Raw genomic sequence first — 20,297 nt, 5'->3', positions numbered from 1 at the left:
CTCGACTGAGACGGCCCTTCCCCAGGTCCAGCTGGCAGGCGGACGGGGCAGGGTCGAGGTGCCCCCAGCCCGGGCTGGGGGCACTGTCGTTTCCCATGGCTTGATAGTGCCCCTTTAGTAAGACAGGTCGAATGTCTCCATCCTCGGACTGAGCTACGGCGCCTTCGCGCTCGGCTTCGGGATCTCGTTCTGGCAGGCGCTCGTCGCCGGTGTGATCGGGATCGTCTTCTCGTTCCTGCTGTGCGGCTTCATCGCGGTCGCGGGCAAGCGCGGCTCCGCGCCGACGATGGTGCTGAGCCGCGCCGCCTACGGCGTGCGCGGCAACCGGCTGCCGTCGGTGATCTCCTGGGTCCTCACCGTCGGCTGGGAGACCGTGCTCACCGCGCTCGCGACCATGGCCACCGCGACCGTATTCGGCAGGCTCAGCTGGGGCGGCGGCACCGAGACCAAGGTGGTCGCACTGATCATCGTCGGCGCGCTGACCGTCATCGGCGGAGTCATGGGCTTCGACCTGATCATGCGGCTCCAGACGGTCATCACCGTGGTCACCGGCGTGCTCACGATCGTCTACATCGCGCTCGTCGCCGACCACATCCACTGGAGCACGGTCAGCGCCGTACCGGCGGGCTCCGCGCAGGAGTTCATCGGCGCGCTGGTGTTCATGATGACCGGCTTCGGCCTCGGCTGGGTCAACGCCGCCGCCGACTACTCCCGTTATCTGCCCCGGAGTTCGTCCGGCAGAGGCGTGATCGGCTGGACCACCTTCGGCGCCTCCGTCGCCCCGCTGCTCCTGCTGGTCTTCGGCCTGCTGCTCGCCGGGTCCTCCAGCACGCTCAACAAGGCGGTCGCGGCCGACCCGATCGGCGCGCTGACGACGATCCTGCCCACGTGGTTCCTGGTCCCGTTCGCCGTGGTGGCCGTCCTCGGCCTGGTCGGCGGCGCGGTCCTCGACATCTACTCCTCCGGACTGGCCCTGCTGTCGGCCGGTCTCCGGGTGCCGCGCTACCTCGCCGCGCTCGTCGACGGCGTCCTGATGATCGCGGGCTCCGTCTACATCGTGTTCTTCGCCGACGACTTCCTCAGCCAGTTCATGGGCTTCCTCACCACCCTCGGCGTCCCCATCGCCGCATGGTGCGGCATCATGCTCGCCGACCTCGCCCTGCGCCGCCGCGACTACGACGAGGGCGACCTCTTCCGCCCGACCGGCCGCTACGGCGACGTGGCACTCATCCCGCTCCTCCTCACCCTCGCCGCCACCGCGATCGGCTGGGGCCTGGTCACCAACACGGCCGCCAGCTGGCTGACCTGGCAGGGCTATCTGCTCGACCCGTTCGGCCTCGGCGGCAAGTCCGGCTCCTGGGCCTACGCCAACCTCGGCGTCCTGGTCGCCCTCGCCCTCGGCTTCCTCGGCACGCTCGCGCTGGGCCGCACCCGCATCCAGCGGCAGGAAGCCGAGGCCCCGAGCCCGGAGGCGGTGCCCGCCGTATGACCACCGCACCCGGCCACCTCGCCGTCATCGACATGCAACGCGTCTTCGCCGAACCCGACAGCCCCTGGGCCACGCCCCGCTTCGCCGAGGCGGCGGCAGGGGTACGACGACTGCTGCCGTCCTTCGGTGAACGCGTCACGTTCACCCGCTTCCTGGCCCCCGAGAAACCCGGGGGCGCCTGGCGTGCCTACTACGACCAGTGGCCCTTCGCCCTCCAGCCCCCGGACGCCCCGCTCTGGGAACTGACCGACGAATTCGCCGCCCGGGCAAGGCACTTGGTGGACGCGCCCACCTTCGGCAAGTGGACCCCGGAACTCGCCGAACGCGTCGGCCCCACCGGCCGTCTCGTCCTCGCCGGCGTCAGCACCGACTGCTGCGTCCTGTCCACGGCACTCGCCGCAGCCGATGCCGGAGTCGAGGTACTGGTCGTCGCCGACGCCTGCGCCGGTGTGGACGACGACTCCCACGCCAAAGCGCTGCACGTCATGGACCTCTACCGGCCCCTGATCCGGGTGGTCACCGTCGCCGAGGCGGTCGGGGAGACGTCATGACCGGCGTCCGGCTCAAACACCAGCGCATCACCGACGTCCTCGCCAAGGAGATCCGCAGCGGCCACCGCCCCGCCGGTGAGCAACTCCCCGGCGAACACGCCCTGGCCCAACGCTTCGGCGTCAGCCGTACGACCGTCCGCGCGGCCCTCGCCGAACTCAGCGAGGCCGGCCTGATCGCCACCCGCACCGGCAAGGGCTCCTACGTCCTCTTCGACGGCCGCCCCCTCGACGACCGCCTCGGCTGGGCCCACGCACTGGCCACCCAGGGCATCGACACCCGGGTCCGGACCCTCACCGTGGATGCCCGGCGGGACGAGCGCCTCGCCCGTCAACTCACCCTGAACACAGCCGAGTTCGTATGTGTGGAACGGATACGGGAACTGGCCGCCGACGCGGTCGTCGTGTCGTACGAACGCAGCTTTCTGCCGCCTGTGCCCGGGGTGCGCGAGCTGCCCTCCCGCGGGCTCGGTCAGGATTCGCTGACCGACGTCATGCTGCGGGCCGGACTGCGGGCCGACCACGGTGAGCAGCGGGTGAGCGGGCGGCGGATCGACGGGCGGGAGGCGGAGCTGCTGCGCCGCGAACCGGGTGACTGGTTCCTCGACACGCGGCGGACCAGCCGGGCGGCCGACGGCTCCTTCGTCGAACATGTCGTGAGCCTCCTCGACCCCGACCACTTCCAACTGACCCTCGAATTCGGCTGACCCGCACCCCAGCAGTAGCCGCCCCCTGCCCCGGAAAGCACCCATGACCCTCCAGAGCCGCGCCACCGGAGCCCTCTACGGGCTCGCCCTCGGAGACGCCCTCGGCATGCCCACCCAGATGCTCTCCCGCCCGGACATCACCTCTCGCTACGGCCCGTTCCTGACCGGCTTCCAACCGGCCGCCTCCGACCATCCCCTCGCCGCCGGGATGCCGGCCGGTGCCGTCACCGACGACAGCGAACAGGCCCTGCTCCTCGCCCAGTTGCTCCTCGACGGCAAGGGCCGCGTCGACCCGGCTGAACTCGCCCGGCGCCTGGTCGCCTGGGAGGACGACATGCGGGCCCGCGGCTCGCTCGACCTCCTCGGGCCGTCCACGAAACGCGCGGTGGAGCTGGTCCTCGCGGGCACTCCGGTCGACGAAGTAGGGCGCTACGGCACCACCAACGGCGCGGCGATGCGGATCGCCCCCGTGGGCATCGCGGTGTCGGTCGCCGACCCGGCCGCGCTGGTGGACCGGGTGGTCGAGGCCAGCAGCCTGACCCACAACACCGGGGTCGCCCTCGCCGGTGCCGCGGCCGTGGCCGCCGCTGTGAGCGCGGGAGTTGACGGGGCGTCGGTTCCCGAGGCGGTCGAAGTGGCCGTGTCGGCGGCCCGGTTGGCGGCAGGGCGCGGACACTGGGTGGCCGCCGCCGACGTCGCCGAACGGATCGTCTGGGCGAGCGGGCTGGCGCGTGGTCTGACCGAGACCCAACTCTGCGAGCGGGTCTACGCGTTGGTCGGGACGAGTCTCGCCACACAGGAATCCGTGCCCGCCGCCTTCGCCGTACTCGCCGCCTTCCCCGACGACCCCTGGCGGGCCGCGCTGCTTGCCGCGTCCGTCGGCGGTGACTGCGACACCATCGCCGCGATCGCGGGTGCCGTCGGCGGCGCCTGCCACGGGGTGGACGCCTTCCCGGCCGACGCGCGGGAAACGCTCGTACGCGTCAACCCGAAGCTCCAACTGGACGCCACGGCCGCCGCGTTGCTCGGACTCCGGGCCCGGCCGTGAGCGCCAGGCTGTGGCACCTCGGCAATGTCGTCGTCGACCTGGTCCTCGATGTCCCCGCCCTCCCCGAGCGCGGCGGCGACGTCCTCGCCACCCGCACCGAGCACACCCCGGGCGGCGGCTTCAACGTCATGACAGCCGCCGCGCGCCAGGGACTCGCGGTGACCTACGCGGGAGCGCACGGCACCGGCCCCTTCGGCGACCGGGCCCGCGCCGCGCTGAACGCCGAGGGCATCGACATCCTGCTCGCGCCGCGCCCGCAACCGGATACCGGCTTCGTGGTCTGCCTGGTGGACGCGGACGGTGAGCGCACCTTCGTCACCAGCCCCGGCGCCGAGGCCACGCTCACCCCCGCCGACCTGGTTGAACTCCGGCCCAGCGCAGGCGACTTGGTGTACGTCACCGGATACAGCCTGCTCTACGACAGCAACCGCACCGCCCTGCTCGACCTCCTGCCCCGACTGGACCCGGCGGTCACGCTGGTCACCGACCCGGGGCCGCTGGTCCATGAAATCCCCGCTGAGGCTGTGGAGTTGCTGCTCGCCCGCTCCGACTGGTGGAGCTGCAATGCTCGCGAGGCCGCGCTGCTCACGGGGGTCGACGATCCGGCCGGGGCCGCCCGCGTGCTCCAATCCCGCTTGGGGCGCGGCTCGGTGCTCGTCCGTACCGGCCCCGACGGATGTCTCCTGCGCCAGGGTGAACGCCTCGTCGCCGTCCCCGGGTTCGCCGTCGACGCCGTCGATCTCAACGGCGCCGGCGACGCACACACCGGGGTGTTCATGGCGGCCCTCGCGCAGGGCGTTGACCCGGTGGCCGCCGCTCACCGGGCCAATGCGGGCGCCGCTCTGGCCGTCACCGTGTCGGGCCCGGCTACGGCGCCGGACGCGGCAGGGCTGGACGCGTTCCTGAACTAGCCCTGCACCTCGATCAGTTGCCGTCCCGGCGGGAGACCTCGACGTTCTCCAGGATGCCGATCGCGTCCGGCACCAGGACGGCAGCCGAGAAGTAGGTGCTCACCAGGTAGGAGATGATCGCCTGCTCGTTGATGCCCATGAACCGTACGTTGAGGCCCGGTTCGATCTCGTCCGGGATGCCCGTCTGGTGGAGCCCGATCACGCCCTGGTCGTCCTCGCCGGTGCGCATCGCGATGATCGACGACGTACGGGACGCGCTGACCGGGATCTTGCCGCACGGCAGCAGCGGCACTCCGCGCCAGGCGGGCAGAGCGTGGCCGCCGACGTCGATGCCGCTGAAGTAGACGCCCCGCTTGTTGCACTCGCGGCCGAACGCGGCGATCGCCCGCGGATGGGCGAACAGGTAGCGGGTGTCGCGCCGCATGCTGAGGAGTTCGTCGAGGTCGTCGGGGGTCGGCGGTCCGGAGTGGGTGGAGATCCGCTGGTCGTAGTCGGCGTTGTGCAGCAGGCCGAAGTCCCGGTTGTTGACCAGCTCGTTCTCCTGCCGCTCGCGCAACGCCTCGACGGTGAGCCGGAGTTGCTGCTGCGTCTGGTTCATCGGCTGGTTGTAGAGGTCGGTGACGCGGCTGTGCACCTTCAACACGGTCTGGGCGACGCTGAGTTCGTACTCGCGCGGGGCGAGGTCGTAGTCCACGAACGTGCCCGGCAGATCCGGCTCGCCGACATGTCCGGCGCTGAGGGCGATCGCCGCCTCGCCGAACGGGTTGACCGGGCCGTGCTCGTCCGAGCCGACCGACGCGACGTGCGCACTCAGCTCCGGGTGCCGTTCCGCGACGGCCTGGTACGCCGAGTGCGGCAGCGCCAGCACAGTCGTGGCCGTCGCCGCGCGGGCCGTGAACTCCCAGCTGCCGTCGGGGTCGGCGAGCACCTGGCCGCCGAAGGTGTCGCCGTCGGCGAGTAGACCGGTGACCGCCTCGTCGCCGTAGGGACCCTCCCCGAGCTGCTCCACCTTGCCGTGCGCGATGAGGAACACCTGGTCGGCGGGGCGGCCCGCCTCCACGAGCAACTGGCCCGGTGCGAACTCCCGTTGCTCGAAACGCTCGGCCAGCGCGCCGAGCGCGTCGGCGTCCGCGAAGCCGCGCAGCAGCGGGAGTTCGCTCAACTCGGCGGGAACGACCCGCACTTGTGCGCCGGTCTGCACGAACGTCACCCGTCCGTCGCCCCGCGTGTAGGACAGCCGGCGGTTGACGCGGTAGGTGCCGCCGGGCACGTTCACCCACGGCAGCAAGCGGGTCAGCCAGCGTGAACTGATGCCCTGCATCTGGGGTTCGGACTTGGTCGTGGTCGCCAGAGTGCGTGCCGCGGCGGTACCGAGGCTCTGCTGTTCCCGCTCCTCGGCGCCCGCCTCGGGCGCGGTACCGGTGTCGACCGACATGGTGCCTTCTCTCCTGTCGCACGGGTGACGGGACGCCTGCGTCCGTTGACGGGACGGCTGCGTCCGTCACATTCCGTGCGTAGAGCTACCCGTTGTCGGTCACGACGAGTGATGACTTCGGACGGCGGTCGAGGCACATGCCAACCGCACGTGCTCCCGCACCACCCCCGGATCACTCGGCCTCACCCGTTCGGCGGTATGCGATCGGTGGTGCCTCAGAGGGTCTTGCCGGGGTTGAGGATGCCCCGCGGATCGAACGCCTCCTTCAGCCGGCGCTGCAACGCGTGGGCGGTGGGCCCGAGTTCGTCCGCCACCCACTGCCGCTTCAGCACGCCCACGCCGTGTTCGCCGGTCAGCGTTCCGCCCAGTCGCAGCGCCAGGGCGAAGATCTCGCCGGCCGCCTCCCAGGCCGCGTCCGGCAGCCGGTCCAGGACCGGATCGACCACGATGATCGGATGGAGGTTGCCGTCGGCGGCATGCGCGAGCGTGTAGACCGGCACGTCGTGGCGGTCCGAGATGGCGCGGATCTCGCGGACCGCCTCCGCGAGCCGGGATCGCGGCACGGCGATGTCCTCGATCAGCGGCCGGCCCAGCCGCTCCAGCGCGGGCAGGGCGAGCCGGCGGGCCGCGAGCAGGGCCTCCGCCTCGACCGGGTCCGCGGTGGCCTCCACGCTCGTGGCCGTCGGCGCCAGCACCCGCGCGACCTGATCCGCCTCGATGGCCGCCCCCGCCCCGTCGCACTGCACCAGCAGCAACGCCGACCCGCGCTCGCCCAACACCGGGTCGACGGCCCGCAGCACCGGCCCGTCGAGCAGCTCCGCGAGCGCCGGCACGACCCCGGCCCGCCCGATCGCGTACGACGCCTCGGCCGCGGCCTCGAACGAGTCGAAGTAGGCGGCCAGCGTCGCGGTCGCGACCGGCACCGGACGCAGCCGCAACGTCGCCGAGGTGATCACGGCGAGGGTGCCCTCGGAGCCGGTCAGCAGCGCGGTGAGGTCGTAACCGGTGACCCCTTTGACGGTACGGCGGCCGGTCGTGACCACCGTCCCGTCGGCGAGGACGGCCTCCAGACCGAGCACGCTGTCCCGCGTCACCCCGTACTTAGCGCACCGCAGCCCGCCCGCGTTGGTCGCGATGTTCCCGCCGATCGTGGAGATCGCCGCACTCGCCGGATCGGGCGCGTACCGCAGCCCGTGCTCAGCCGCGGCCCGGTCCAACTCGGCGGTGATCACGCCCGGTTCGACCACCGCGAGCTGGTCGTCGGCCGACAGTTCGAGAATGCGGTTCATCCCGGACAGGTCCAGCACGAGCACGCCCTCACCGGCCGACGCCCCGCCCGACAGGCCGGTGCCCGCGCCGCGCGGCACCACCGGAACGCGCAGCGCGTTCGCGTGCCGGAGCGTGACGGTCACGTCCTCGGTACGCCGCGCGTGCACGACAGCGAGCGGGACACCGTCAGGGCGAGTGCCCGAACGGTCCGTGGTGTACCCGCCCAACGTGCGCGGATCCGTGGCCAGTTGGTCGGGCGGCAGATCCCGGGCGAGCAGACCGAGCAGCCGGGCGGCGGCGGTGGGCGTGGTGGGGGGAGCTGTGGTCACGGGTTCCGTACCTTCACTGTGCGTGCCTTCACGGATTCAACGCCTTCGTTCCGATCGCGAGCAGGGAGATGTCCTCCTGGGGTGCGTGCACGGGCGCGCACTGGATGTCCCGGAAGTGCCGCTCCAGCGGATTCCCGCGCGCGAGCCCGGGATTGCCGAGCAGCCGTACGGCGAGCTCTACGGCCCGTACGCCGTGCCGGTCGGCCAACACCCTTGCCCCCAGGGCCTGTTCGGGGGTGTACGAGGAGTCGGCGGAGTCCACCCGGGCGGCCCCGCCGAACACCAGTTGCTCGGCGGCGGTCAGCAGCACCTCGATCTCCCCGGCGGTCCTGCGGAAGCGTTCCGTACGGGCCACCGGATGACCGAGGTTGGCGGGCACGCGTGCGTGGGCGAACGTGTGGAAGAAGGACTGGGCCGCCCGGGCCACCCCCAAGTAGAGGGCGGCGAGGGGGAGATGAAGGGAGGCGCCCGCCCGGTTGTCCTGCTCGGCGGACGCGCCGTACGGGCCGATGCCGATGACGTGCTCGTACGGGATCTCCACGTCCCGGAACGTCACGTCGTGGCTGCCGCTGGCCCGCAGCCCCAACTGGTCCCAGCGGCCGGTGATGTCGATCCCGGCGGAGCCGCCCGGCACCAGGAACGTGCCGACGCGCGGCTCCGGTTCGTCGGTGGTGGCCCACACCAGGAACCAGTCCAGGCCCTCCGCGCCGGTCACGAAGCGCTTGGTGCCGCTCAGCGACCAGCCGTCCGGGGTGCGCCGGGCGAGGGTGGAGGGGAGTCCGCCGCGGGCGGGGGAGCCCAACTCGGGTTCCACGCGAGCGTGGTTGACGAGTACTGGGCGTTCGAAGGACTCCTTGACGATCCGCGCGTACAACTCCTCGGGCCAGTGCGGCTGTACGGCCTGCCGGGCATGCGTGTTGAGGGTCATCGCCGCGATCAGGGCCACCGACGGGTCGCCCTGTCCGATCCGGTGGAGGATGCGCGCGCTCTCCTCGACCCGGGCGCCCCGGCCGCCGTAGGACTCGCCGATGGTCGCGGTGAGGAGGCCTGTCTCGTGGACGATGCGGAGGGACTCGGCGGGGAAGGCGCCCGACTGGTCGTAGCCGGCGGCCAGTTCGGCGATGCGGGCGGTCACAGGGCCTTCTTCAGGTCGGAGTTGAGTGCGGTGGTCCAGAAGGACTTCACGTCCAAGTGCTTCTTGAGCGCGCCGAGTTCGGTGAAGGCGTCGGCCACCTTCTGCTGGGAGGCGATCGTGTCGGCGCCGACCGTGCGGGCCTGCGTGGGCCGTTGCTTCTGCGCGGCGAGCAGGTCCGACTTGGCCTGGGCCACGGGCTGGTGGGTGGCGTCGGCGGTGACCTTCGCGAAGCCGTCCTCGTGGCCGTCGCGGACGTAGGCGTAGGCCTTGGAGATCCGGGCGATCAGGTCGGCGGCGGCGGCCCGTTGGGCGGGGCTCTTGAGGACGCTGTCGCGGGCGGACCAGAGGAAGTTGCCGGAGAGGATGTCCGCGCCGGAGCCGACCGTCGTCGCGCCCTGCTGGTGGGCGGTGATGACCGACGTGCCGTAGGAGGCGAAGGCGTCGATGGAGCCGCCGTTCAGGGCCGCGAGGCCGTCGTTGGGGAGCAGCGGCTTGGCGTCGATGTCCGACCAGGTCAACCCGGCCCGCTTCAGCAGCTCGTAGAGGAAGTAGTGGGCGGTGGTGTTCTGGACGTAGCCGACCTTCTTGCCCTTCAGGCCGGCGATGTCGGTGACCTTGGAGCCCTTGGGGACGATGACTTCCTGGTTCAGGGTGGTGCCGCGCTGGACGGCGACGACCTTGAAGTTGGGGTTGCCGTCGGCCGCCGAGAAGAGGGGCGGGATCTCGCTGGAGGAGGCCAGGTCCAGTGCTCCGGCGCGGACGGCCTGGAGTTGCTGGTCGCCGCCCTGGAACAGGCTCCACTTCACCTTGTACGGGGTGTCGTCGAGGTGGGCGTACTTGAGGACGGCCTGGCCGACCTTCCAGCCGGTGTCGCCGACCCGCAGGGTCACGGAGGAGACGTCGGACGAGGACTCGGCCTTCGCGCTGCCTCCGCAGGCGGCGGCGAAGGGGAGCAGCAGGGCGAGGGCGGCGGCGGACGCGCGCAGGGAACGGCGGAACAACACGGGGTCTCCATGGGGGAGTTCGCAATCAGGGAGGGGGACGGGTCAGGCGGCTTGCGAGGTCGTCGCGCGGTGGGCGAGTTCCTGGCGGACCAGCGGCAGGACGTGCCGGGCGTAGTCGATCGCGTCGTTGAGCGGGTCGTAGCCGCGGATCGACAGCAGGTCGCAGCCGATGTCGACGTAGTCGAGCAGTGCCTGCGCGACCGTCTCGGGCGTACCCACAAGGGCAGTTGACGCGCCTGCGGCATTCGTGGCGACGGCGGGCGCGGTCCACAGGCAGCGGTCCTGGACCTCGCCGCGCTCGGCGATGTCGAGCAGGCGCTGCGAGCCGACGTTCGCGGGGCGGCCGGTGGTGCGGTAGTGGCGGAGCAACTCGGTGTTCCTCGCCTGGTCCTTGAGGACGCCGAGGGTGCGGTGGGCCTTCTCCCAGGCGAGTTCCTCGGTGGGCGCGATGATCGGGCGGAACGACACCCAGATACGGGGATGCGGGCGCCCGGCGGCATCCGCGACCGCGTTGACGGCGGCGATCTGCTCGGCCGTCTCCTTCAACGGCTCGCCCCACAGCCCGAAGATGTCGCCCTGCTGACCACCCACCCGGTACGCGTCCTGCGAGGAGCCGCCGACCGAGATCGGGACGAGGCCGTTCACCGGCTTCACGTCGGAGTGGTAGCCCTCGAACGTGAAGTACTTGCCCTCGTGCGAGACGGGCCCCTCGGCCTCCCACACCTTGCGCAGGATCTGGATGTACTCGTCCGAACGCTCGTACCGCTCGGCCTTGTTGAGGTAGTCGCCCTCCCGGCGCTGCTCCTCGTCGCTGCCGCCGGAGATGATGTGCAGCGTCAGCCGGCCGTTGCTGATCTGATCCAGCGTCGCCAGGGCGCGGGCCGCGTGCGTGGGGAAGATGACGCCGGGGCGGTGCGCGAGGATCGGGCGGACGCGCTCGGTGTGGGTGGCGACGAACTGGGCGACCTGGAAGGCGTCGGGCGAGGCCGAGTGGTAGGCGACCAGGGTGTGGTCGAAGCCGCCGTCGTCCAACGCGCGGGCGTACTTGCGCAGATGGTCGACGTCGAAGCCGGTACGGCTCGACGCGGCGGGACCAGAAGCCCCGGAGTCGGTGTGGACGGCGCTGATGAACTCGACGGGCATGAGCGAACTCCTAGGACGGGAAGGCCACTTGAGCAGGGGAGGTGTCCGTGGTCACTTGAGCAGCGAGGTGTCGGCGGACTTGGCCACGTCCACGTTCGGGTCGAGAACCCCGATGCTGTTCATGAGGTCGGCCACCTGCTGGACGGTCGTGTCGACGTCCGAGGTGATCGGCAGTACCTGGCTGTAGGCGGCCGAGGCGAGGGTCTTGGCGACCGTGGCGTCGGCGCCGTTGCGCTGCTCGATGGCCTTCGCGTACGCGTCCTGGTGGGTGCTGGTCCACTTCAGCGCCGTGCTCAGCCGCTGGAGGAAGTCCGAAAGGGCGGTCTTCTTCGCGGAGTTGGCGAGTGCCTTCTCCGAGGCGTTGATGAAGCCGTAGCCGCTGACCCGGCCGTCCGCGCCGTCGACGAGGAGCTTGCCGCCCTGCTCCAGGCCGACCGCCTGGTAGACGCCGAACGTTGCCCAGATCTTGACCTTCCCGGAGGCGAAGGCGGCCTGCGCGTCGGTCGGCAGCAGGTACTGCACCTTGACGTCCTTGTAGGTGAGCCCGTTCTGCTTGAGGACGTTGGCGAGCAGATACTCCGAGATGCTGCCCTTCGCCGAGGACACCACGACCTTCTGGCCCTTGAGGTCCTTCACGCTGTCGATGCCGGAGTCCTTGCGGACGACGATCCCGACGTGCGTGCCGTCGTTCTTGAGGGCGGCGATGTTCTTGATCTTGACACCGCCGCTGAGCGCCTGGAGCGCGGGCAGGTCGGCCGAGTACCCGGTGTCGGCGGCGTCCGCCTGCACGGCCTGGTAGAGCGGGGCCGCGCCCTGGAACTCGGCCCATTTCACCTTGTACTTGGCGCCCTTGAGCGCGTCGGAGGCGGCGATGATCGTCTGGAGCGTCTTGGCCTGGTCGCCGATGGTGAGGGTGACCTGCCCGCCGGCGGAGGTGTCCGCCGAGGAGTCGGCGCCGCAGGCGCTCAGCGCCAGCAGGGAGGTCAGGCTCAGGGCGGCGGCGGCGATTCTGCGGATCACGAGGGGGTTCCTTCCAAAGTGCGGGTCACGCCGAGCCAGTTCAGGAGGCGGGCGCGCAGGGTCACGAACTCGGGGGCGGTCAGATCACGGGGGCGGGGCAGGTCGACGGTCACCTCGTGGGCGATACGGCCCTCGTCCATCACCAGGACCCGGTCGGCGAGCAGCAGCGCCTCCTCCACGTCATGGGTGACCAGGAGGATCGCGCACCCGTGCAGCCGCCACAGCTCGGCGACCAGCGCCTGCACCTTGCCCCGGGTCAGCGCGTCCAGCGCGCCGAACGGCTCGTCCAGCAACAGGAGTTCGGGCTCACGGACCAGGGCACGGGCGAGCGAGACACGCTGGGCCTGACCGCCGGAGAGCGTCTTCGGCCAGACGGTCGCGCGCTCCGCGATACCGACCTCGTCGAGCGCCTTGAGGGCGAGCGCCCGGTCCGGTCGCCCCGGCAGCCCGAGCACGACATTGCGCCACACCTTCAACCACGGGAGCAGCCGCGGCGATTGGAAGGCCGCGCTGCGCCGCGCGGGCACGGTCACCTCGCCGCCGATCTCGTCGTCCAGCCCGGCGAGAATCCGCAGCAGCGTCGACTTGCCGCAGCCGCTGTGCCCGAGCAGGGCCACGAACTCGCCCTCACGGATGTCCAGATCGAGGTCGTGCAGCACGGTGTTGCCGTCGAAGGCCCGCGAAAGCCCCCGAATCTCAACGGAGTTGGCCATGTCTACGCCTCACCCTCGAAGTTGGCCCGCCAGGTCAGCAGCCGGCGCGACAGGATCCGTACGGCGAAGTCGCAGGCGAGACCGAGCAGCGCGTACACGACGAGGCACAGCACGATGACGTCCGTACGGAAGTACTGCTGGGCGTTGCTCATCAGATAGCCGAGCCCCGCGTCCGCGTTGACCTGCTCGGCGAAGACCAGCGCCAGCCACGCGGTGGACAGCGCGTACCGCAGGCCCACCAGTGCCCCGGGCAGCGCGCTCGGCAGGATCACGTACTTGATCAGCCCGAACCGGCCGAGCCCCATCATCCGTGCGGCCTCGACGAGTTGGGCGTCGGTGGAGCGGATGCCGCCGTAGATGTTGAAGTACAGCGGATACGTCACCCCGAGCGCGACGAGCGCGATCTTCGGGGTCTCCTCGATGCCGAACCAGACGATGAACAGCGGGATCAGACCCACCCAGGGGATCGCCCGGAACATGCCCATCGAGGAGTCGATGACGTCCTCACCGAGCCGGAACAGCCCCGCCAGCAGCGACAGGACCAGCGCGACGGTCGCACCGATCAGGAACCCGATGGCTGCGCGACGGCCCGATGCGGCGATGGCGTGCGGGAGTTCACCGTTCTTCGTCAGGTCCACCGCCTGGCGGATGACGTCGACGGGGGAGGCCAGTACGGACTCGGGGAGCACTCCGGTGGCGGAGGTCAGGAACCAGAGCAGGACGAGGCCGACCGGTCCGGCGGCCCGTCGCACCGAACGGGGCACGTTGAAACGGCGGTTCACCTTCGCGGCGCCGCGGATGGTGACCCGGGTGGACGGCGCGGGCACGACTTCCTTCCGCTGTGCCAGCACGGCCGCGTTCAGGGGTTTCGTCGTCATGGCCGGTCTCCCGTCGCCGCCGGGCGCGCGGGATCGGCGGACCAGGCGGACCAGGAACCGGGGAAGAGCGTCGCCTCGAACCCGGCGATCTCCAGCGCCGCGATCTGGTGGGCGGCGGTGACCCCGGAACCGCAGTACACGCCGATGCGCGCCGCGTCCCCGGCACCCCGCTCCTCGAACCGCTTGCGCAGCAACTCCGGTGCCAGGAAGGTCCCGTCCGCCGCGAGGTTCTCCCCGGTCGGCGCGGACACGGCCCCCGGGATGTGCCCCGCACGCGGGTCCACGGGCTCGACCTCACCCCGGTAGCGTTCACCGGCGCGGGCGTCCAACAGCAGCCCGGACACGGCGAGTTCGGCGGCCCCGTCGGCATCGGTGGTCGGCAGCGCACCCGGGCGGAGCACGACATCACCCGGCGTCGGATCGGCGGGAATCCCGGACTCCAGCGGCAGCCCCGCCGCCCGCCAGGCGCCCAACGCCCCGTCCAGCAGGGTCACTTCGGTGACGCCCGCGTAGCGCAGCAGCCACCAGGCGCGGGCGGCGGCCGTGTTGCCCAGGTCGTCGTAGACGACGACGGGCCGGCCGGTGCCGATGCCCCAACGGCGGGCGGATTCCTGGAGTTCGGTGAGGCCCGGGAGCGGATGCCGGCCGCCCTCGGGGCTCGCCGGTGCGGCCAACTCCGTGTCCAGGTCGACGTAGACCGCGCCGGGGATGTGACCGTCGGCGTAGTGGTCGCGGCCGTGCGGGTCACCGAGGGCCCAGCGGACGTCGAGCAGGACGGGCGGCTGCTCGGAGCCGAGGAGTTCGGCCAGCTCGGCGACCGTGGTCGTCACACGGCTGCTCATGTCAACTCCTCGGCGATCAGGGGCAGTTCACGGGTCTCGCCGGTCTCGGGGACCTCGGGGGCCAGCCGGAGCCGTTCGAGGAAGAGGACGACCGTGGCGGCGGCGGTGCGGTGCAGCGCGTCGTTGAGGACATCGTGCCGGCCGCCGTGGAAGACCACGGTGTGGACGCCCGGGTGACCGTCGTAGACGCTCAGGGCCCGGTCGAGCGGGCTGATCGTGTCGGCCTTGCCGTGCAGGGCCAGCACCGGGACGCGCACCAGGTCCAGGTGCGGTTCGGGCAGGTCGGGGGTGTCGTCGATGGCGCCCCGGCGGAAGGTGGGGTCGTTGGTGAGGCGCCCCTGATGGGTCGGGCAGGCGGTGCGGGCAGCGGCCTCCTCCTCCCAACTGCCCGCTGTCCAGGCGCCGGTGGGCAGCCCGGCCAGGATCAGCGCGTCGACGCCCGCGGTCCGCTCGGCGGCGAGCTGAAGGGCGTAGAGCGCGCCCGTGTCCGAACCGATCAGCACCTTCGGGGCGGGCAGTGACTCGTCGGCGAGCAGCTTGGCGGCCTGCTCCAGGACGGCGGGGTCGGCGGCCGGGTCGCCGAGGGCGCGGACGCGGTAGGCGTCGTAGCCGAGCCGGCGGCCGAACCGCTCGTAGACACCGCCGTGTTCGCCCCGCCCGGCCAGCACGATCAACGTGCCGCGCGCGGCGAGGCCTTCGGGTTCGTCCCAGGAGGAAAGGGCGGAAGAGGGCATGGGGTGACAGCTCCCAACGAGGGGAAAGGGGAGGGGAATCGAGGAGAGGGGGAGGAAGCGAGCAGGCCGGAGCCGCCGTCACGTGTCAGTGCGCGAGGCGGACGTGATCAGCGAGAACTCGGGAAGGGTGCCGCGGAGAGGCGGTGGGTCAACGACAGCGCGCGCTGCACGCCACGCCGAAGTCGATGACTCGGCGCTGCGTCAGAAGGGCAGCGAAAGCGGTCGTGTGCAGCATGCGCCCATCATGACCGGCCGCCACCGATCGCGTCCAACGATGATTCCGCATCGAAATCGATCAGTTATCGCGATCGATGCGGATCGATACACGGAACGGCTACCGTCACCGGCATGCCCCAACCTGTCCTCGACATCGTGGCCCTGCGCAGTCTGACCGCGATCGCCGACTGCGGCGGCTTCCATCGCGCGGCCCGGGCCCTCGCCCTGAGCCAGTCCGCGGTCAGCCAGCATGTGCGCAGGCTGGAGAAGACACTGGGGAGGCCGATCGTCGAGCGGGAGGGGCGGGGCACCCGGTTCACGCCCGAGGGACGGCTGCTCCTGGAACAGGCCCGCCGCATCCTCGCCGTGCACGACGAGGCCGTACGCACGCTGCTCGACGTGGACGGCGACACCGTCACGATCGGCTCCACCGAACACGCGGCCGACCAGTTCCTGCCACGGCTGACCGCGGCCGTCCAGGAGGTGCGGCCCGGCTGCCGGGTCCGCTTCCGCATCGACCGCTCGGCCCGCCTCGTCGAGGCCGTGGAACGCGGCAGCGTCGACGTCGCGGTGTACGTCACCGAGGCCGCCGCCACCGAGGGCACGCCGGTCGGCGGCCTCCCGCTCACCTGGCACGCCACCCCCGGCTGGCAGCCACCGGCCGCGCCCGCGCCCGTCCCGCTGGTCGCGATCGAGGACCCGTGCGCGATCCGCCGCCGCGCGATCTCGACCCTCGCCGCGCACGGGGTGCCGGCTGCAGTGGTCGGCGACGCGGGGTATCTCGCCGGGGTCCTCGACATCGCCCGCACCGGACAGGGCGTCGCGCTGCTCGCGGCGGTCGGTTCGGCTCCGGACGGGCTGACTCCGTACGACGGGCTGCCCTCCGTCACGCCGATTCCCATGAGCGCGCTGGCCCGGCCGGGGGCGGATCCGGCGACGGTGGAGGCGGCGTTCGCGGCCGTACGGGATCTGCTGCGGTGAGCTGCCAGGGAGGCGGCGACTAATCCTGGGTGTCGTCCAACATCCTTACCAGGACGCCCCGTTGGAGAGGCAGCACCTCCGCGTGCAGGTCGCGCCCCTTCTGTGTGAGTGCGACCCACACCCCGCGGCGGTCCTCGATGCACACGGAGCGTTCCACGAGGCCGTCCTTCTCCAGCCGTCCGATGAGACGGGAGAGGGCGCTCTGGCTGAGGTGGACCCGGCCGACCAGGTTCTGCACCCGGCACTGGTCGCCCTCCTCGGGCGCCTCGGACGCGAGCATGTCGAGCACCTCGAAGTCGCTCGCGCCCAGGCCGTGCGGATGCAGTACGCGGTCGATCTCGCACATCGTGCGCGCGTGCACGGACAGGATGTCCCGCCACTGTTCCTCTAGCTGCCGGGCACCGGCCGACTTCACTGCCATACCCGCACGGTACACCGATTCGGCCAGTTATTGAGTGCGCAACTAGTGCACGCGCAAGTAGCTGGCCGTCGCGGTACAGGTGCTGGGCGGCCGGCCCCCGGTGTGGGTCAGGCGGCCGGATTCTGGGTGAGCCCGACGAAGTTGCCGTCCGCGTCCTTCACGAACGCGATCAGCTTGCCGCCGCCGACGTCCTGGACGTCCTGCACCAGCTCCGCCCCCGCCTCCACCATCGCCGCGAGCCGGGTCCGGATGTCGTCCACGGTCCAGTACGGCACCGGTCCGGTCATGCCCCGCGCGTGCCCGTTCGGGTCGAGACCGACGTCCTGCCCGGCGGCCTTGTAGCCGACGTAGTAGGGCTCGTCCGCGTACGGCTCGACTCCCAGCAGGGCGCCGAACAGGGCCTTCGCGCCGTCCAGGTCCTTGACGGGGTAGATGATCGTGTTCAGTCCGTCGGTCATGGCGGGCTCCTCCGTGAAGCGTGGTCCGACGGATTTCGCCGGTGAATTCAGGCTAGGGCGGGGGAGGGGTCGGGGGCTTCTTCAATCCTGACCGGCTGCGCCGTGCGGGGCGGTATCGGTGATGTGGGCCACCGTGCGCGGTCCGGGCCTGGGCGGATCCGCCGTGCGCTCCGAGGGTCTCTGGCATGCCGGGTGCGGGGTGGTGCGTCCGGCGTACAGCGAGGGGCTGGACCGTCACGAGGGCGGGGGCCGGAGGATCCGTCGGCGGTGTGCCGGTCGGCCGGCTTCTTTGCGCGGCGTGCCGCGCGGGAGCACCCGGAACGTTCGTCCGGCGGCGGCCTCCGCTCCTGCATGTCCCACCTACCCACGCACCCATCCCACCCGGCCGTACGTGTCGCCCGCGCTTCTCTCCCGGCCGGGACGCCCGGTCACGCGACCTCAGGTTCCGGGCGGCATGCCCGGGGTCCCGGTGAGACCCGCCCGGTGGGCGACAAGCGCGGCCTGTACGCGGTTGTCGAGGCCGAGGCGGGTGAGGATGCGGTTGACGCGGCTCTTCACGTTCGCCTCGCTGAGACCGAGGGCCGAGGCGATCTGCGAGTTGGACAGGCCGCGAGCCACCAGGACGAGAACCTGGAGCTCACGCTCGGTGAGCAGTTCCCTCAGCGCGTGCTCGTCCGGTCCCGGTGCCGGGGCCGGAGTGTCGGGGAGGAGCGCGGTGGGCAGCGCGGACAGCGTGTCCATGAGCCGGCGGGTGACGCTCGGCGCGAGCACGGCCTCTCCGCCGGCCGCCGCACGGATGGCACGGGCGAGCTGGTCGGGATGGCTGTTCTTCAGCAGGAAGCCGTCCGCGCCCGCACGGAGGGCCGCGTGCACGTACTCGTCCAGGTCGAACGTCGTGAGGACGACGACACGCGGAGCCGGCCCCGGACCGGGCCAGTCGCGCACGATGCGCCGGGTGGCCTCGACGCCGGTCGTGCCGGGCATGCGGACGTCCATCAGCACGACGTCGGGCCGGAGTTCGACCGCCCGGGCGACGGCCTGTTCCCCGTCGGCCGCCTCGCCGACGACCGACAGGCCCTCGCGGCGGTCGATGACGAGACGGAGCGCGGTCCGGACGATCTCCTGGTCGTCGACGACGAGCACGCGGACGTTCATCCGCCCGCCTCCGTAGGGTGTGGTGCCTTCTCGGTAAGGACGGTGCGCAGCAGCCAGCCGCCGTCCTCGCGCGGCCCCGCAGCCAGGGAGCCGTCGAAGGCGGCCACGCGTTCCCGCATGCCGATGAGTCCCCGGCCCGATCCGGTGACGGGCCGGTGGCCGGGAGCGGCCGGGTCGTTCCGCACCTCGATGACGAGGCCGGCGTCGTCACCGCGCACGCTGACCAGCACGTCGACGGGCCCGGCGTGCTTGACCACGTTCGTCAGCGCCTCCTGGACGATCCGGTGGGCCGAGACCCGCATCCCGGCGGACGGTGCCGCTCCGGCACTGATCTCCGGCACGTACGTCACCCGGCAGCCCGCCGACCTGGCGGTGTCGAGGAGCGCGTCGAGTTGGTCCAGGGACGGTTCGGGAGCGAGTTCCCGTTCCCGGAACGACAGCAGCCCGAGGAGCCGCCGCATCTCTACGAGCGCGGTGTCGGCGGTCCGGGCGATCACCTCCACCCCGTGGTCGGGGCGGGCGCCGTCGCGCTGGCCGCACTGCAGACGCTGCCGTTCCTCGCCGACAGACTGCTCGTCGGCCGCCTGCGACCCGGAGTCGCGGCACTCGCCTTCCCCGCCGGGGTCGCCGCCGCGGAGTTCCTGATCACCGTGGTGTCCCCGTTCGGTACGGCATACGGCTCGCTCGCGGTCACGCAGTACGGCGACCTCCCGCTCCTCCAGGTCGTCTCGGTCACCGGCCCGTGGGGGATCGGCTTCCTGATCGCCTACTTCGCCAGCACCGTCAACCGCCTCTGGGAACGGCCCACTTGGCGCAGCGGCCTGGTGTACCTGGCCGTCCTGCTGACCGTCGTACTCGCCGGAGGCGCCCGACTCGCCCTCGCCCCCGCCACGGCCCGACCGTCCGGATCGCCGGCATCAGCCCCGGCCGCACGGTGACCGACGCCCAACGGGCGGCGTTCGACCGCGTCCCGGACATCGCCACGGCACCCGCCGCGCGGGTCGAACCCGCCATGACCGCCGTGGAGAACGACCTGCTCGCCGCCACCCGGAGCGAGGCCGCCGCCGGAGCGAAGATCGTGATCTGGCCCGAGGAAGCCGTCAGGACCCAGGAGTCCCACGCACCGGTCGCCGTCGCGGCCGCACGGGACGAGGCCCGCCGGTCGGGCATCTACCTGGAGATCGGCATCCGCGTCTACAGCCCCGCCGGACCCACCCACGACAAGGACGAGGCGCTCCTCATCGACCCGCACGGAAAGGTGCTGTGGACCTACCGGAAGGCCCACCCCATCCCCGGCTCCGAGCAGTTCACGCCCGGCGACGGCCGCGTCCCGGTCGCCGACACCCCGTACGGCCGCATCGCCAACGTCATCTGCTACGACGCCGATTTCCCCGCCATGACGCGCACCCGCGCCGACATCATGCTCGTGCCCTCCCACGACTGGAAGGAGTACGGGAGCGCGCACACCGAGAAGGCGGGCCTGCGGGCCGTCGAGGGCGGCTACTCACTGATCCGCCAGGACGCGGAGGGCGTCTCGACCGCCTACGACGACGAGGGCCATGTCCTCGCCTCCACCGACTACTTCACGACCGGCCGCCAGATCATGGTGGCCTACGTGCCCACCCACGGCGTCACCACGGTCTACGACCGGATCGGCGACACCTTCGCCTGGCTCTGCCTGGCCTGCCTCCTCGCGCTCACCGCCACGGCCGTCGCCGGCCGGGGCCGACCGAGCTGATCAAGAAAACGGTAAGAACAACCCGTCCCACGCCCCCCACCTACAACCTTCCACCCCGGCACACCGTCCAACTCCCGCCCGGTGCTGGTCACTTGCCGGGCTTTCTTCTGCCCAGCTGGGGGA

At 71.6% G+C, this 20,297-nt stretch carries 21 protein-coding genes and 1 pseudogene; 8 read left to right on the top strand and 14 right to left on the bottom strand.

Annotated features, from left to right (window positions below):
• Positions 1-127: 127 nt before the first annotated feature.
• The 5 genes and pseudogenes from OG407_RS07140 to OG407_RS07120 form a co-directional block, all read left to right on the top strand.
• A pseudogene (locus OG407_RS07140) lies at positions 128-1,489 on the top strand (purine-cytosine permease family protein); the annotation flags it as partial.
• Positions 1,486-2,040: a cysteine hydrolase family protein gene (locus tag OG407_RS07135; RefSeq protein WP_405856093.1), complete on the top strand. Its 555-nt coding sequence runs from the start codon at positions 1,486-1,488 to the stop codon at positions 2,038-2,040. The pseudogene OG407_RS07140 and the gene OG407_RS07135, both read left to right, overlap by 4 nt.
• Positions 2,037-2,744, top strand: coding sequence for a GntR family transcriptional regulator (locus OG407_RS07130; protein WP_327406047.1), 708 nt, complete (start codon positions 2,037-2,039; stop codon positions 2,742-2,744). The genes OG407_RS07135 and OG407_RS07130 overlap by 4 nt, the downstream gene beginning before the upstream one ends.
• A 43-nt stretch (positions 2,745-2,787) precedes the next feature.
• The gene (locus tag OG407_RS07125) at positions 2,788-3,792 is read left to right on the top strand and encodes an ADP-ribosylglycohydrolase family protein (protein WP_405856091.1); all 1,005 of its coding nucleotides are present in this window, start codon (positions 2,788-2,790) and stop codon (positions 3,790-3,792) included.
• On the top strand, positions 3,789-4,703 hold the full coding sequence (locus OG407_RS07120) for a PfkB family carbohydrate kinase (RefSeq protein WP_405856089.1): 915 nt from the start codon (positions 3,789-3,791) through the stop codon (positions 4,701-4,703). Before OG407_RS07125 ends, OG407_RS07120 begins: the two co-directional genes overlap by 4 nt.
• A 13-nt stretch (positions 4,704-4,716) precedes the next feature.
• On the opposite strand, the gene OG407_RS07115 is transcribed toward OG407_RS07120, so the two are convergent.
• From OG407_RS07115 to OG407_RS07070, 10 genes are all read right to left on the bottom strand, one after another.
• Positions 4,717-6,138, bottom strand: coding sequence for a family 2B encapsulin nanocompartment shell protein (locus OG407_RS07115; protein WP_405856087.1), 1,422 nt, complete (start codon positions 6,136-6,138; stop codon positions 4,717-4,719).
• A 215-nt stretch (positions 6,139-6,353) separates the two neighbouring features.
• On the bottom strand, positions 6,354-7,736 hold the full coding sequence (locus tag OG407_RS07110; RefSeq protein ID WP_405856085.1) for an FAD-binding oxidoreductase: 1,383 nt from the start codon (positions 7,734-7,736) through the stop codon (positions 6,354-6,356).
• Between the two features lie 28 nt (positions 7,737-7,764).
• Positions 7,765-8,871, bottom strand: a complete 1,107-nt coding sequence (locus tag OG407_RS07105; protein ID WP_405856083.1) for an acyl-CoA dehydrogenase family protein — start codon at positions 8,869-8,871, stop codon at positions 7,765-7,767.
• Positions 8,868-9,875, bottom strand: coding sequence for an ABC transporter substrate-binding protein (locus OG407_RS07100; RefSeq protein ID WP_405856081.1), 1,008 nt, complete (start codon positions 9,873-9,875; stop codon positions 8,868-8,870). Before OG407_RS07100 ends, OG407_RS07105 begins: the two co-directional genes overlap by 4 nt.
• Positions 9,876-9,917: 42 nt before the next feature.
• A complete protein-coding gene (locus OG407_RS07095) occupies positions 9,918-11,018 on the bottom strand; it encodes an LLM class flavin-dependent oxidoreductase (RefSeq protein WP_405856080.1) in 1,101 nt (366 codons plus the stop codon).
• Positions 11,019-11,069: 51 nt separating this feature from the next.
• Complete coding sequence (locus OG407_RS07090; protein WP_405856078.1) at positions 11,070-12,038, bottom strand: ABC transporter substrate-binding protein; 969 nt, start codon at positions 12,036-12,038, stop codon at positions 11,070-11,072.
• Complete coding sequence (locus tag OG407_RS07085; protein WP_033278595.1) at positions 12,035-12,751, bottom strand: ABC transporter ATP-binding protein; 717 nt, start codon at positions 12,749-12,751, stop codon at positions 12,035-12,037. Before OG407_RS07085 ends, OG407_RS07090 begins: the two co-directional genes overlap by 4 nt.
• Before the next feature lie 2 nt (positions 12,752-12,753).
• Complete coding sequence (locus OG407_RS07080; protein ID WP_405856076.1) at positions 12,754-13,629, bottom strand: ABC transporter permease; 876 nt, start codon at positions 13,627-13,629, stop codon at positions 12,754-12,756.
• Positions 13,626-14,471: a sulfurtransferase gene (locus OG407_RS07075; protein ID WP_405856074.1), complete on the bottom strand. Its 846-nt coding sequence runs from the start codon at positions 14,469-14,471 to the stop codon at positions 13,626-13,628. Before OG407_RS07075 ends, OG407_RS07080 begins: the two co-directional genes overlap by 4 nt.
• Positions 14,468-15,205: an alpha/beta hydrolase gene (locus tag OG407_RS07070; RefSeq protein WP_405856072.1), complete on the bottom strand. Its 738-nt coding sequence runs from the start codon at positions 15,203-15,205 to the stop codon at positions 14,468-14,470. Before OG407_RS07070 ends, OG407_RS07075 begins: the two co-directional genes overlap by 4 nt.
• A gap of 348 nt (positions 15,206-15,553) precedes the next feature.
• Between OG407_RS07070 and OG407_RS07065 the strand changes: the two genes are divergently transcribed.
• Entirely contained in the window at positions 15,554-16,402 is an 849-nt protein-coding gene (locus tag OG407_RS07065; protein ID WP_318014515.1) for a LysR family transcriptional regulator, read from the top strand.
• A 19-nt stretch (positions 16,403-16,421) separates the two neighbouring features.
• On the opposite strand, the gene OG407_RS07060 is transcribed toward OG407_RS07065, so the two are convergent.
• The 4 genes from OG407_RS07060 to OG407_RS07045 all read right to left on the bottom strand — a co-directional run bounded on the left by OG407_RS07060 (position 16,422) and on the right by OG407_RS07045 (position 18,933).
• Entirely contained in the window at positions 16,422-16,823 is a 402-nt protein-coding gene (locus OG407_RS07060; RefSeq protein ID WP_405856070.1) for a MarR family winged helix-turn-helix transcriptional regulator, read from the bottom strand.
• 107 nt (positions 16,824-16,930) lie between these two features.
• The gene (locus OG407_RS07055; protein ID WP_403594514.1) at positions 16,931-17,281 is read right to left on the bottom strand and encodes a VOC family protein; all 351 of its coding nucleotides are present in this window, start codon (positions 17,279-17,281) and stop codon (positions 16,931-16,933) included.
• Between the two features lie 438 nt (positions 17,282-17,719).
• A complete protein-coding gene (locus OG407_RS07050) occupies positions 17,720-18,436 on the bottom strand; it encodes a response regulator (RefSeq protein WP_405856068.1) in 717 nt (238 codons plus the stop codon).
• Positions 18,433-18,933, bottom strand: coding sequence for a sensor histidine kinase (locus OG407_RS07045; RefSeq protein WP_405856066.1), 501 nt, complete (start codon positions 18,931-18,933; stop codon positions 18,433-18,435). The genes OG407_RS07050 and OG407_RS07045 overlap by 4 nt, the downstream gene beginning before the upstream one ends.
• 9 nt (positions 18,934-18,942) lie before the next feature.
• Between OG407_RS07045 and OG407_RS07040 the strand changes: the two genes are divergently transcribed.
• Complete coding sequence (locus OG407_RS07040) at positions 18,943-19,374, top strand: hypothetical protein (RefSeq protein ID WP_405856064.1); 432 nt, start codon at positions 18,943-18,945, stop codon at positions 19,372-19,374.
• Positions 19,371-20,174: a nitrilase-related carbon-nitrogen hydrolase gene (locus OG407_RS07035; protein ID WP_405856062.1), complete on the top strand. Its 804-nt coding sequence runs from the start codon at positions 19,371-19,373 to the stop codon at positions 20,172-20,174. The genes OG407_RS07040 and OG407_RS07035 overlap by 4 nt, the downstream gene beginning before the upstream one ends.
• Positions 20,175-20,297: the final 123 nt, after the last annotated feature.

It is taken from the genome of Streptomyces sp. NBC_01515 (assembly GCF_045040345.1).
Classification (GTDB): domain Bacteria; phylum Actinomycetota; class Actinomycetes; order Streptomycetales; family Streptomycetaceae; genus Streptomyces.
The sequence above is the reverse complement of the archived record's forward strand: the minus strand, read 5'-3'. Positions and strand labels throughout refer to the sequence as shown.